The sequence below is a fragment of the Bacillus sp. BR3(2024) genome, assembly GCF_039134555.1.
Taxonomy (GTDB): Bacteria; Bacillota; Bacilli; order Bacillales; family Bacillaceae_G; genus Bacillus_A; species Bacillus_A cereus.
The window spans coordinates 1,773,483-1,787,224 of the sequence record NZ_CP152433.1 but is presented as its reverse complement, the minus strand read 5'-3'; the positions used below and the strand labels follow the sequence as shown (position 1 = coordinate 1,787,224).

The following is a 13,742-nucleotide window of genomic DNA, read 5'->3' as shown; positions in this document are numbered from 1 at the left end:
CAAAAGAGAGTGAATAAATGAAACCAACTATTAAAAATTACGTATTTTTACATGTAGCTTTTTTGATATATTCTATCATTATGGTTTACATGAAATGGGCAGCTAAATTCCCCATTGCTTCCATCTCATTTTTTGTTGCTTATTTCGGATTAGTTATACTTTTATTCGGATATGCAATTTTATGGCAACAAGTAATTAAACATTTCGAAATTTCAAAAGCATATTCACATCGCGGGATTATTATACTGTGGTCAATGCTTTGGTCAGTATTTCTATTTGGAGATACGATTCAGTGGAATCATTTACTTGGTGCAGCTATTATTATCGTCGGAATTGTGGTGGTGACAAAAGATGAATAGTTATATGTTATTATTTATTTTCGGGATAATTTTAGCTAATTACTCACAAATATTATTAAAAAAAGCTACTTTGCAACAATACGATTCTAGAATAAAAGAATATGTGAATCCTTATGTTATTATCGGCTACTCTTTATTTGTAATTAACGCCGGATTAAATGTTATCGCCATGAAGGGCATGGCATTAAAACAAGCATCAGCATTAGAATCCTTAAGTTATATCATCATATTAATTTTTGGTTGGTATTTCCTAGGAGAAAAAATAACGAAACGTAAACTCATCGGCAACATGATTATTATCGTTGGTGTAATCGTTTATTGTATCCAATAGTAAAAAGCTCCGTTTATCACAAACGGAGCTTTTTACTATTGACCTAAATTTTGCACTTTATCTTTCAAATCTCGAACTTGATCTACCGTCTGCATAAGCTCAGAGTTTTTAAATTGCTCTACATCCACTTTTCCTTCTTCTATCTTTGTCATCGCCGTATCAATTAACGTATTTAACTTTTCGTTATATCCGACGATTTGTTGATGAATATCCTTTGCTACATCGGGTGGCGTTAATTCATTGAATGCGGGTATATCTTGTTTAATTTCACTAAGCTTCGTTTCTAATTCTTTTCGAGCCTCGCTATCATTAACGGCCTTTTCTGCTAATGCTGGTGCATCATTTGCAAATGCACTTATTTCATTTACATAGTCTGTCGCCTTTTGAGCATAATCTATGGAGTTCTTTCCTTCTTCCACTATTGAACATCCCATTAAACCAATTGAAACTATAAATACTAATAAAATTGTTTTTATTTTCATTTTAGACTCCCTTCGTCTTTATCATTGTCTGTAATTTTCTCTATACATAACTTCTAGCTAAATTGTTTATAACCTTTTTCAAATAGCTATTTATCCTCTTACATGCCCTATTATCGTTACAACATCTATTTCTATATGTACGCTTATAATATCTTCAATTATATCCATATAGCCTTGTCCTATAGCTGTTCCATAGTGTAATGTAAGCCCCTTCTTTTCATACACTGACTTTGGCACTGAAAAAATAAATCTCCTCAAGTTTCTTTCATCAGCTGGTTCCATAATTAAAACAATCCCATCTTCATCAAACATATACGCTCGCCCTCCAACTTTACATTCACTATGGCTCAGTATTGCCTTGGTCAGCAAAATTTAAAACACAATAAGTTAAGATACTCTCTGCTCTATCATAAAGTGAAAGTTTAATCAGTGAGGATTTTGTTCATCCCCACTGGCTATCAGCCCGATCCCCACCTAACTTCTTTACTTCCGCTGAATTTTGAGGTAGGGTCTTACTGCCCGGCAAATAGCGAGATAAAAATAAAAACATTCATTCTTTTTTGTTAAGAATGAATGCTTTTTAAAAAATCAATTTCTAACTCTAGCATCTTTTTTTGACGAGGTTTTACTTTTCTTACGGGAACTCCAGCGTAAATATACCAATCATCTAAACTCTCTTTTACCATACTCATCGCACCGACTGCCGTATCTTCTCCTACCGTTACATTTGGAAAAATAATAGAATTAGCACCAATAATCACATGTTTTTTTAAAATAACTTTTTCTGCTTTCACATTCCTATATTGATTCGGGACGGTTGGACCCATTAATGTATTTCCACTGAAATCATCAAGTACTGCATATATGATTGTTTTAGCTGAGATGTTTGCAAAATCATGCATTTCAATCCCAACTTCCCCTCCATATAACGCTGTATACGCTGATATGTGCGAATAACTTCCAATTGTGATTTTACCACTTAAAATGCAAAAATCATCAATTCTTACATGATTGCCAACTGATATAGCACTCGGATTATATATACTTGCTTTTTTACTAACCAATACATTTTTCCCAACAGATAAAAATCCAACTTTCTTTAGTTCTTCTTGACTATAAAAACTATTCATCTACCGACACCACCTTCTGCTCTAAACAAATTACAATTTGCTCTACTAGTTCTTTCGTCATTCCTTCCCATAAAGGTAAACTTACGATTCGTTTTGCTATTTTATTCGTCTTTGTTAAATCTGTAGACTTATAGTTTTTAAAAAGAACTTGTTGGTGGCAAGATGGTGAAAAGTATAATCTAGCTTCTATTTTCTGTTTTTTCAGTTCTTCTATTACTTGTATGTTGCGAACTTCTTCTGGACAAATGATAGGCATAAATTGGTGAATAACTGCTTCTGTCTTTTGGACTTTCCACCCTTTTTTCATTAACCCAGTATTTTGTAACAACTGTTTATACCATTCAGAAATACGGCTGCGTTCTTTTAATTTTTGATCCCACTTTTTTATAGTCGCAATCCCAATAGCGGCTGCGTATTCAGACATTTTACAATTAAACCCCATCATCGTGCATTCACGATTTTTATCAAATCCGAAATTCCCCATTCTTTTAATATGTTGTATATCTTCTTCGTTTTTACTATATATGAGCCCTCCTTCACCAATTCCGAAAGGCTTTGTTGCATGAAAGCTATATACGATCATTCCACTAAAATCTTGACCGTAATGCATCCCTCCATTCATTAAACCAAATCCCGGCGCCGCATCTACGACAACCGGAATCCCCTTCTTCTCTAATTCTTCATATTTTTCTAAGTTCATCCATGATCCAAAAGTGGCGTACGGGATAACAATCGCAACCTCTTCTTTTAATTCTTCTATCTTATCCAAAAGTACGGTTTTATCCATATACCAATCATCTATTGAAATATCAATAAAGTAAGGTTCCAGTCCACACCAAATAGCGGCTAAGGCAGTCGCAGGGAATGTAAAACTAGGCATGAGAGCATACTTTCCCTTTCTTCTTTTCTTTAGTTGAATAGCCGCCATTAACCCTAACGTTGCGTTTGCTACTGTTGTAACAGCTCCCCTGTTTTGAAAAAATGACGACATAATTGTTTCCTCAAAACGTTGATTTATAGGTCCATAATTCGTATATATGTGAGATGTATCAATTTCCTTCAATTCGTCCAAATACTCACTTACAGGTACAGTTGAAGCACGTAAAAAAGGAATATTCTCCATATCTATCTATTCCTTCCTATCATTTTCGGACAATATAGAGCATATCTGTTTCAGATAATCCAAATTTCCTAGCACTTTTCATTCCTTGTTTTTCCGCTATGTTATATAATTCTACCTTAAATCCTGCATTCATTAATCGTTGAATAAATCCCGATTGATTATAAATTCTCACATGATCTTCTTGCCCGAAAGCTAATTTCCTCAATTGTGGTGTTACAATTAATTCATTCTCTACAATAAAATCTACATTCATTACGATTGGTACTTGAATAATTCCCCATCCATTTGGCTTTAACACTCTATATAACTCTCGCATTGCTTTGTCATCATCAGGAACGTGTTCTAACACATGGCTACATACTATTACATCAAAAGTATTACTATCATATGTAATCCTTGTAACATCAATTTCCTTCATTAATGGATCCTTTGGTTCTAAGTCACCACATACATACGTAATATTTTTATACTCGTTAAACCAATCTCTTAACTTCGCTTCAGGTGCAATATGAAGCATTGTATAGTTTCTATTTAACAAGTCCGTTTCCGTTTCAATGTACGCACGGTACAATCTTTCACGATCCATCGAATTACAAACTGGACATATCCCTGTATCTTTATTCCACATTTCAAATTTATATTTCGGAAAATCATAATGTGCTGGCCAAGGTGAAAATTTTTCAAATTGTTGATTACAATATTGACAATAACAAGATTCTTTCTCGAACATATGAGCAACTAAATTATTTAAGCCTTTTTTTATCTTTTCATTATAAATTTGATCTAGTTCGCCATTTCTTACTGCATCCTTAACTATAAATCCCGCATTTTCTAAACAATAAGATAAACTCTCTTTATACTCACTTTCGGAGCTTAAAAACCCACTATTATATGCATCTATAATTAATTCAATCCACTCTTCAATTGTCATTAAAATAAAATGCATTTGTTTTTGATTTTGTCCACTATGTTGTCTAAAATAACTAAGAGGTTCATGTATATAAACTACTTTTCCTTTCCTCATCATATCTAGCCAAGTTGCAATGTCATTAATAGCAGAATAAGCCTTTCCTTTAAAATATCCAAACTTCCCGTCAAACAAATCCCGATTAAACAAAACAGTTGTCGGCTCACCAACTACATTTTTCAAGTTTTTTAACATATAATTCCCTAATTCTTTTCCTTCAAAAAGTGTAGTTTCTTTCGCGATTTTCATATTTAATGTTGAAGGTGGTAATATCTCTCCATTCTCATCAATCAGTTCACGATATGACGTCACAAATGAAATATTTTCTAACGTCAAAAAGTATTTCATCATTCTCTCGATCTTTTCATGATGAAATAAATCATCATCTAATAAAAAGTTTATATAGTCCCCATTTGCAAGTTCTACACACTTATTAAAGTTTTCAGCAACTAACGGCGTTTCATTTTTAACATATGTAATACACTCATATTCACGTAAGTACGGTTGAATCATAGCATTGACTTCATTATTTGTACTATCGTCAGAAATAATAATTTCAATATTTTCATATGTTTGATTCAAAGCGCTGTTGAGTGCTAATTCCAAGTAATAAGGTCTATTGTATGCAGGAATAAGTATACTTACTTTCGGTAATGAAGAATTATTATTTATATGTTGTTTTTTCTTTTCTATGTTTATTTTCTTCGCTCTAATTTTTTGGTAATAGTCTAATGTATATAATATTGATGATGGAACTATCCTTCTTGCATAATCTAGAAAATTAGTTATCGCTTTGTCTAACTCTTTTTCGGTGGATAAGAAACCATATTGTTCTCCTGCTATAATACTGTGTGAAAAATCTTCTAACCCATCCATCATTTTATTAGATTCATTTAACTGTTGATCTGGATGTAATCGAAAGTAACTAAGTGTCTCTGCTATATATACTGCTTTTCCTTTACTTAATAAAGATAACCATGAAGCTATATCTACGTTACATAAATACCGCCTCTTATCAAAAATCCCATATGGTTCTTGTAAATCATTTTTACGAAATAAAACTGTTGTCGGTTCTCCAATGTAATTTTTTTGATCCACAATTACCTTATTTCCTAATTCTGTTCCCTCTATAATGGTATCCTCTTCAAATAAACGGACAGTCGAATAAATATGTCGCAGTTCTTTCCCTTTATCATCAATTACTTGACGATGAGATGTTACAAGCTTAATTTCATTATCTAAATCATTGAAAAAATACTTCATCATTTTTTCAATTTTATTCACATGAAATACATCATCATCCATTAAAAAATTTATATACTCACCGTTCGCTTCATTAAATAACATTAACGCATTTTCAAATTGTCCGAGAGTTGATCTATTTTTTATATAAATAATATTTGAATGATCACATAAGTATTTTTGTAACAATTTTTCTGTTTCATCATTCGTGCTGTCATCTCCAACTATAATTTCTATATTAGGGTACGTTTGTTCTAACACACTACATAACGCCTTTTCAAAGTAACTAGGACGATTATACGTAGGAATTAATACACTTACCAACGGAAGTTGCTCTACCATTTCTTCAGTTCTTTCAATACGAGTTCTCATTTTAACTCTCTCACCTCTTCGCATATTATTTATATACGCGACACAAAAATCACATTACTTTAACTGTATGGAGCCTATATACTTTTATGCAAACATGAAACAAAATATCATACTTTTCATTCCTGAATAAACATATTTAATAATGCGGACATTTTATTTGCACCTTTTTTATTCATATGATCACTATCATAAAAATCATCGTCACAAAATAATGGCGAATCAAATAGATCTATAATTTGAAAAGAATATTGAGTTTGAAAATCATTTATAACTTTATAAAAATCTTCTTTTAATTTCTTACTACTACAATTGAAATAATGTGAAGTAACAGGGAACACAACAATTAATGGCTTTATATCGTTTTTTAACAGTAATTCTAAATATTTCTTAAAAATCATTTTATTTTCAACTAAAGTATGAGGATACGCCAATTTAGCATGTGAAGCTGCTCTTATTTTCCCGTGTTCTTCAAAAGGAATATGAAGAGAAGTAGTATTCCATTCAGCATTTATCCAAGGCAGCGTCAATGATTCATCTTTTAGTTCGTCTAATAAAATATATTCAAAATGCAAATTAAAAATAGAAAGAAGTGGTTTCGGAGTATTTAGATGTGAGAATCCATCAGTGGGTAGAGGAGAATGAACTGCAGTATGATGACCATCTTGAAACAATGGATAATATACTTTGTGAATTCTATATGATTCAGATGATAACGACATATCAAAGTAAAACGAGAAATAGGCTATTCCTATTAAACAATATTGAAATGAATGATTGTTTGATAAAAGTTGTGACGCTATTAAATAATCATAGTATAGATCTTGCGATGGAAGTGTTAATTTTATTGACTTTTTTGAGAGAAGCTCCGTACTTATGCCACAATGTGGATAAGACAAACCGGTAGCAAACAATTCATACGTCGGATCACTCTTTGCTTTTTTCATAGCAATGTATAAAGACATAAGATCCGGATTTATTTGATAGATAGAAATTAATTTATCCTTCCATTCATACATGTATTTTGTTAAATTAATAATTTTTGAACTTTGCACGCCCCTATTTATCAAGTCATTTGTAAGTTTTTCTGCGTCCCCTCTCCAAATGACTATATATTGAAAAGAACTTTCTATACGAACAACATCTGAAACGTCTACAACATGAACTATTGTTTTACATTTATTTTTGTCTAACGTATTTCGAATCCTCTCCCCTGATAACTCATCACTTAAAACAATGATTTTATATTGCTCCTTCATGTACATCCCCTCCATTATATGTATAATATGAAATTCATTTTTAATTCGTAACAATCATATACACCTGCAATCTAACAAAAAAATAGCTCCACCATTAGGCGTAGCTATTTTTACAATTATTGCTTATTCAAATCATATTCCTTTATCTAACTCATAAAGTTTACGATACTTTTCATTTTCTTTCAGAAGTTGTTTATGACTACCTTGCATGACAATTTGGCCACGATCAAGGAATATAACTTCGTCTACATGTTCTATTCCTACAAGATGGTGCGTAATCCAAATAACCGTCTTTTCTTCCGTTGCAGAAAACATTGTTTCGATTAAAGACAATTCTGTTTTTGGATCTAAACCGATAGTCGGTTCATCAAGTACAATAATTGGTGTTTCTTGCATAAGAGTTCTAGCAAAAGCAACCCTTTGTCTTTCCCCACCAGAAAACCGCTTTCCCATTTCATGCATTTTTGTTTGTAATCCGTCTGGAAGAGAAGTAACATGTGAAGCTAATTGTGCTTTCTCTAAAGCTTTCCATATCTTTTCATCCGTCGCCTCTGGTTTGCCAATTCGTACATTATTTCCAATTGTCGTATCAAACAAATGCGGCTTTTGATTTAATACAGAAATATATTTAGATAAAAGATTCGTATGAGCTCGTTCACCATTCAATACAACTTGGCCATTTACTGGGCTTAACGCCCCTGTTAATAATTTTAGTAAAGTAGATTTCCCTGTCCCACTTCTCCCTAAAATAGCAATTTTCTTCCCTGCTTTTATTTGTAATGATACATCTTTTAATACAATCTCATTACTATCTGGATAACTATACGATACGTGATTCAGTTCAATATCTACATGTTTTGGTTCAATATAATCTTTCTCTCCATGCAAATCCGTTTCATCATGTAAAACACTATCACTTTCTACGCCATTAAGACGATGGGTAGATTCTACGTACGACGGTATTCGATCGATGGCATCTGCAATAGGAATAAGCGCGTTTGTTACAGATAAAATCATTAATACGAAAGCTGCGATAACTGTAGGAGCAATTTGTTCACTTGCCGCTTCATTCCCAGTCCATATGATCATCGAAATAACTACAATACCTACTACTAATTGAATGATACTGTCCCGAATATGATACCAGCGTTTCACTCTCTTTTCGATTTTTAACAACTGATCATTTTGTTTTACATACTCATTAATAAATTCATCTTTACGACCACTTGCTTGCCAATCAGATAATCCAAAAACAGCATCTGTCAGTTGTTGATACAAACGGTTTCTTCCTTGCTTTAAAGTAACATGATGTTTCTTCATCAAAAGTAATGATACAAACGGAAGAAGAAAAACGATAATAGCTAACTTACAACCTACAATAAGTGCAAAAACAAAATCAAATGCACCGATAACAAGTACGAAGATACTATAAACAACTAGCGCTAATATGCTAGGAAATATTGTACGTAAATATAGGTTTTGCAAATGCTCTATATCTTCGGATAACACTCCTAACATATCACCCGTTTGAAATCGAGAACGGAAAAATAACGCCTGTGGTTCTACTATTCTATATAGCCTCGTTCTCATTTTTTCTAATATACGTAGTACGACATCATGTCCGACTAGGCGCTCTATATAATGAAATACAGCTTGCCCTATACTAAACGCTCTTGTTGCAACAATAGGAACATATACAGCCATTACATTTTCTGGTCTAAGGGCAGATTTTGAGATCAAATAACCTGAAATAAAAAGTAACATCGCTCCTGAACTAACTCCAAGAAGACCAAGGAAAATAGTTAAAGTCATTCTACCTTTATTTTGTTTTATATAAGGTTTAACCCAGTTACTCATTTCTCTCCCCTCTCTTCCCTATGAAAATGTAATGTCTCATTCTCTAAAAGTTCTTCATACGTCCCACTTTCTTTCATTTCCCCTTTATTTAGAATAAGAATATGGTCCATTTGTTTCATCCAATGTAGACGGTGAGTTGCTAAAAATACTAACTTTCCATTAAATAGACGTAACATCGCTTGCTTTATTTCAAATTCGGTTTCAATATCAAGATGTGCCGTAGGCTCATCTAATAAAATGATTGGTTTTTTACTTAAAAGCGCACGCGCCATAGCAACACGCTGTTCTTGTCCGCCACTTAGCATACGTCCACCTTCTCCAATTCTTTCGTGTATCCCATTTGGAAGTGATGTAACGAGTGAACGAAGGCCGACTTCATTAATAACTCTTTCAACTTCTTCATCTGTTGCATTTGTTTCATAAAAACGAATGTTATCCTTTAATGAAAGCGGAAAAATATAAGGTTGCTGCGGAATATAAGCAATATTTTTTTGCCAATCTTCACGAGTAGATCCATCAACTTCTACACCATTTACTAACATCTTTCCACTCGAAGGAGATAAAAAACCTGCTAATACGTCGATTAACGTCGATTTCCCTGCACCACTTTCACCAATAACACCAATAGCACCGTTACCTTCCCAAGTAAAATTAATTCCTTCTAATATAGCCTTTTCAGATTCAGCATTATTAACTTTGATATCTTGTAATTTCAAGCTACTAGAGGCATTCCATACTATATCTTCATTTAAATCTTTCTTTTGTATTCCTTTTTGTTGTTGCAAAATCTCTTCTATTTGCTCCATCGCAATTTGTCCATCTAATGTCGCATGATAATTTGCTCCCACTTGTTTAATCGGCAGAAAATATTCCGGAGCTAAAATCAAAATTGTAAGGGCTGGTAATAGTATAATCGTTCCATCTATTAAACGTATCCCTAATCCAACTGCCACAAACGCAATTGATAAACTCGTAAAGAAATCTAATGCAAAAGAAGAAAGAAAAGCAACTCGCAAAGTACGCATCGTTGCTTTTCTATATCTTTTACTTACTTTTTCAATCTTTCCTTCGTGCTGTTCACTTTTCCCTAAATACTTTAATGTTTCTAAACCTTTTAACGTATCTACAAAATGATTCGAAAGTACACGATATATCTCATACTGACTATCTGCCATTTTTTGCGCTGCTAATCCGAGAAGAATCATAAATATGATCACGATAGGAATCGTTACAACTAAAATGATTCCAGACTCAATATCTAGCGTAAAAACATATAGTACAATTAGACCTGGAACGATACTACTTCTAATCATTTTAGGAATCGTTAATTCAATATATGTTTTAAATTTCTCAATCCCCTCAATTGATAAGGTAACCAGATGACCAGTTCCAACAGTTTGAACATACCTTGGACCCAATGTGAAATATGCCTCTATCAATTGTTTTCTTAGTAACGACCCTGTTTTTTCAGCAAAACGTTCCACTAATATTTGTGATGTTCGAACTACTATGTTACGCGCTGCAAACGCGATACCAAAATAAACAACTTCACTTAATATTGTTTGTACTGTCTCTCCATGAAATAAAAACGTAATAGCTCGTGCTAAAAAGATTGTTTGCGCAATAATACTAAAAGCTTCTAAAATACTAATAATCGTTAACGCTACATATAAAATACGGCTACCGGGATAAGACGGAAGTCCTCTTTTTCTTTTCATTAGTACTCCAAATCGTTGTCTGACTTAACAGGTTGTCTAAATACATAATAACTCCATATTTGACTTCCGATAACGAAAGGCAAAATAGCAATCGCAAAGTAAGTCATAAGTTTTAATGCATAAGCTCCTGATGCTGCGTTGTAAATTGTCAAATCATTCATTGCTCCTAAAGAGCTAATCATAACACGTGGGAACATACCGATAAATACACTCGCACTTAGTAAAATGATCGTTAAACTCGTCATAAAGAAAGCCCAACCATCTCTTCTTCTTTTATTTAATAAAGTGGACACTAATAGTGCTACAAAAGCTCCGATTGGTACCATAATCCATTCTGTTCCATGAGCAGTGAAAATGTCGGTTTTCCATAACCCCACACCAGCAAAAACAAGAAGTGTAAGTAATGAAAATGGTGCAATTTTTATTGCAGCAATTCGTGCACGTTCTCTCAATTTACCAGTTGTACGTATCGTAAGAAATTGTAATCCGTGAACAATACATAGTAGGAGAAACATTACTCCTCCAAGTAACGCAAATGGATGAAGTAATTGCAAGAATCCACCTACAACATTTTTACTCTCATCAATAGGTACACCTACCATAAAGTTTGCAATCGCAACTCCCCAAAGGATAGGAGGTAACATACTTCCAATAAACATCCCCCAATCCCATGCGCTCTTCCATTTATGATTATCTATTTTCGCACGAAATTTAAAGGAAACACCTCTTAAAATTAAAGCAAGAAGCATAAATACAAATGGAATATAAAAACCACTAAATAAAGTTGCATACCAGTGCGGAAATGCCGCAAACATGGCTCCACCAGCACAAACAAGCCATACTTCATTCGCGTGCCAGAACGGTCCTATTGTATTTAAGTAAACTCGTTTTTCAAAATCATTCTTTCCTAAAAACCTCGAAACCATTCCTACACCAAAATCGAAACCTTCCAGTACGAAGAATCCAACAAACAAGATTGCAATAACTAAAAACCATAACTCATTAAGAGATAACATACTCTTCCTCCTTATCAAATGGATCATGGCTTTGATAATCCTTTTTCGTTTTCTTATTCGTGTGGCCCTTAATGGTACGAACAAATAAGTACACACAAATTCCACCCATAATTAAATACATTGATGTGAATGAAATAAGTGAGAATAATACTTCACCGAATGTTACATTTGGTGATACAGCATCTTCTGTTTTCATTACACCAAATACAACCCAAGGTTGACGACCCATTTCAGTCATAATCCACCCTACTGTATTACCGATGAATGGAAGAGAAATTGCATACACCATTAATTTTAAATACCACGTTTTTTCCGCTAAACGATCTTTTCTTGATAAGAACCATCCGTAAGCTCCTAGAAGAAGCATGAATGTTCCACTCATTACCATCGCTCTAAAACTCCAAAACATTGTATGCACTGGAGGAATATAATCTCCAGGTCCATATTTTTCCTCATATTGTTTTTGAATTTGATTCATCCCTTCAACTTGACCGCTAAACTTATCATACGATAATAGACTTAGCATATAAGGGATTTGAATTTCAAACGAATTTTCTTTCTTCTCTGTATCAATTTTCGAAAATACTGTAAATGGTGCTGGATCCTCACTTGTATTCCATAGCGCTTCAGCTGCCGCCATCTTCATTGGATGTGTCTTAATTAATTGTTGCGCTTGTGCATGACCGAAGAATAATACAAGCGCCGTTGTAATTGTTCCAACAATGATAGAAATTCGGAAAGATTTTTTAAATACTACAGTTTCTTGTCCTTTTGTAATTTTCCATGCACTTACACCAGCAATAAAGAATGCACCTGTTGCAATTGCTGCTGTAATTGTATGCGGGAATTGTACCCATAGTTGTGGGTTTTGAATAATGGCTAAGAAATCATTCATTTGTGCACGACCATCAGCTGCCATTTCATACCCGACAGGTGACTGCATAAATGCACTTGCAGTTAAAATCCAGAATGCTGATAACATCGTTCCAATTGAAAGGAGCCAAATACACATTAAGTGAATTCGCTTCGGTAATTTATCCTCACCGAATACCCATAAACCCAGGAATGTAGACTCAATGAAAAATGCCAGTAATCCTTCAATCGCAAGTGATGGACCAAATACATCACCTACAAAACGTGAATACGTTGACCAGTTCATACCAAACTGGAATTCTTGTAAAATACCTGTTACTACACCTACTGCAAAGTTAATAAGGAATAATTGCGTCCAAAACTTTGCCATCTTCTTATATACTTCTTGCCCTTTTACCACATACAACGTTTGCATGATCGCAATAATAAAAGCTAAACCAATTGACAGCGGAACAAAAAAGTAATGAAAAATCGTTGTTGATGCGAACTGTATTCGTGCCAATTCGAGCGTTTCCATACTAAAATCACTTCCTTCATAGTTTTTATAATAAAAGTTAATTGAGCAATCTTATCAAACTCAATTATTAAGAAATACGAAAAGACAAAAACATTTTGTATGTATTGTCGAAAAATATGAAGTTTCAGTTTTTCAAACTATTGTAATGCTATTTTTTACCTTTTCACTATTTCTGTAGTGTTTTATTCGTTAATCGAATTGTATAATATACCTGCATAGTAAATTCAGGTTATTTTTGACGTATTATTGACATCATTTTGTCTGAAATATGTCTTTTGTCATTTTTTTGAATCAGATTTTTCTCATTAGCAAAATGTGTTTTTTCAATATACTTCTTACTTTTATATCTATAAAACAATCGTTTTTTCTTCATACGCTTGACTTTTACTCGGAAAAATGTCCTCGAAAGCACCCACGATAAATGCTTATTTTTTGTCAAGAGAAAAATGTATTTTCAAAATTCAAACTCGAAATAATGTTATTCAAAAATAGAAAACAA

12 protein-coding genes are annotated in these 13,742 nt (G+C 33.3%); 2 read left to right on the top strand and 10 right to left on the bottom strand.

Going from position 1 to position 13,742, the window contains the following annotated elements:
- Positions 1 to 17 precede the first annotated feature (17 nt).
- Entirely contained in the window at positions 18 to 359 is a 342-nt protein-coding gene (locus V7S45_RS09275) for an EamA family transporter (RefSeq protein ID WP_000805125.1), read from the top strand.
- Positions 352 to 690 carry an EamA family transporter gene (locus V7S45_RS09270; protein WP_001089868.1) on the top strand — a complete coding sequence of 113 codons (339 nt, stop codon included), beginning with the start codon at positions 352 to 354 and terminating at the stop codon, positions 688 to 690. The genes V7S45_RS09275 and V7S45_RS09270 overlap by 8 nt, the downstream gene beginning before the upstream one ends.
- Positions 691 to 725: 35 nt before the next feature.
- On the opposite strand, the gene V7S45_RS09265 is transcribed toward V7S45_RS09270, so the two are convergent.
- From V7S45_RS09265 to cydA, 10 genes are all read right to left on the bottom strand, one after another.
- The gene (locus V7S45_RS09265) at positions 726 to 1,172 is read right to left on the bottom strand and encodes a DUF6376 family protein (RefSeq protein WP_025687202.1); all 447 of its coding nucleotides are present in this window, start codon (positions 1,170 to 1,172) and stop codon (positions 726 to 728) included.
- Between the two features lie 90 nt (positions 1,173 to 1,262).
- Positions 1,263 to 1,484, bottom strand: coding sequence for a hypothetical protein (locus V7S45_RS09260; protein WP_000459099.1), 222 nt, complete (start codon positions 1,482 to 1,484; stop codon positions 1,263 to 1,265).
- Between the two features lie 251 nt (positions 1,485 to 1,735).
- A complete protein-coding gene (locus V7S45_RS09255; protein ID WP_342761756.1) occupies positions 1,736 to 2,302 on the bottom strand; it encodes an acyltransferase in 567 nt (188 codons plus the stop codon).
- Positions 2,295 to 3,425: a DegT/DnrJ/EryC1/StrS family aminotransferase gene (locus tag V7S45_RS09250; protein ID WP_000427966.1), complete on the bottom strand. Its 1,131-nt coding sequence runs from the start codon at positions 3,423 to 3,425 to the stop codon at positions 2,295 to 2,297. The genes V7S45_RS09255 and V7S45_RS09250 overlap by 8 nt, the downstream gene beginning before the upstream one ends.
- Positions 3,426 to 3,444: 19 nt before the next feature.
- A complete protein-coding gene (locus V7S45_RS09245) occupies positions 3,445 to 6,006 on the bottom strand; it encodes a glycosyltransferase (protein ID WP_322357979.1) in 2,562 nt (853 codons plus the stop codon).
- Between the two features lie 116 nt (positions 6,007 to 6,122).
- A complete protein-coding gene (locus V7S45_RS09240; RefSeq protein ID WP_342761755.1) occupies positions 6,123 to 7,262 on the bottom strand; it encodes a hypothetical protein in 1,140 nt (379 codons plus the stop codon).
- A 132-nt stretch (positions 7,263 to 7,394) separates the two neighbouring features.
- Complete coding sequence (cydC, locus tag V7S45_RS09235; protein ID WP_342761754.1) at positions 7,395 to 9,119, bottom strand: thiol reductant ABC exporter subunit CydC; 1,725 nt, start codon at positions 9,117 to 9,119, stop codon at positions 7,395 to 7,397.
- Complete coding sequence (cydD, locus tag V7S45_RS09230; protein WP_342761753.1) at positions 9,116 to 10,837, bottom strand: thiol reductant ABC exporter subunit CydD; 1,722 nt, start codon at positions 10,835 to 10,837, stop codon at positions 9,116 to 9,118. Before cydD ends, cydC begins: the two co-directional genes overlap by 4 nt.
- On the bottom strand, positions 10,837 to 11,853 hold the full coding sequence (cydB, locus tag V7S45_RS09225; RefSeq protein ID WP_000950085.1) for a cytochrome d ubiquinol oxidase subunit II: 1,017 nt from the start codon (positions 11,851 to 11,853) through the stop codon (positions 10,837 to 10,839). Before cydB ends, cydD begins: the two co-directional genes overlap by 1 nt.
- Complete coding sequence (cydA, locus tag V7S45_RS09220) at positions 11,840 to 13,243, bottom strand: cytochrome ubiquinol oxidase subunit I (protein WP_000448870.1); 1,404 nt, start codon at positions 13,241 to 13,243, stop codon at positions 11,840 to 11,842. Before cydA ends, cydB begins: the two co-directional genes overlap by 14 nt.
- Positions 13,244 to 13,742 lie beyond the last annotated feature (499 nt).

Excerpts from the sequence above, each read along its gene's own strand:
- V7S45_RS09275 (WP_000805125.1), top strand. The coding sequence starts at position 18 with ATGAAACCAACTATTAAAAATTACGTATTTTTACATGTAGCTTTTTTG.
- V7S45_RS09270 (WP_001089868.1), top strand. The coding sequence starts at position 352 with ATGAATAGTTATATGTTATTATTTATTTTCGGGATAATTTTAGCTAAT.
- V7S45_RS09265 (WP_025687202.1), bottom strand. The coding sequence starts at position 1,172 with ATGAAAATAAAAACAATTTTATTAGTATTTATAGTTTCAATTGGTTTA.
- V7S45_RS09260 (WP_000459099.1), bottom strand. The coding sequence starts at position 1,484 with ATGTTTGATGAAGATGGGATTGTTTTAATTATGGAACCAGCTGATGAA.
- V7S45_RS09255 (WP_342761756.1), bottom strand. The coding sequence starts at position 2,302 with ATGAATAGTTTTTATAGTCAAGAAGAACTAAAGAAAGTTGGATTTTTA.
- V7S45_RS09250 (WP_000427966.1), bottom strand. The coding sequence starts at position 3,425 with ATGGAGAATATTCCTTTTTTACGTGCTTCAACTGTACCTGTAAGTGAG.
- V7S45_RS09245 (WP_322357979.1), bottom strand. The coding sequence starts at position 6,006 with ATGAGAACTCGTATTGAAAGAACTGAAGAAATGGTAGAGCAACTTCCG.
- V7S45_RS09240 (WP_342761755.1), bottom strand. The coding sequence starts at position 7,262 with ATGAAGGAGCAATATAAAATCATTGTTTTAAGTGATGAGTTATCAGGG.
- cydC (WP_342761754.1), bottom strand. The coding sequence starts at position 9,119 with ATGAGTAACTGGGTTAAACCTTATATAAAACAAAATAAAGGTAGAATG.
- cydD (WP_342761753.1), bottom strand. The coding sequence starts at position 10,837 with ATGAAAAGAAAAAGAGGACTTCCGTCTTATCCCGGTAGCCGTATTTTA.
- cydB (WP_000950085.1), bottom strand. The coding sequence starts at position 11,853 with ATGTTATCTCTTAATGAGTTATGGTTTTTAGTTATTGCAATCTTGTTT.
- cydA (WP_000448870.1), bottom strand. The coding sequence starts at position 13,243 with ATGGAAACGCTCGAATTGGCACGAATACAGTTCGCATCAACAACGATT.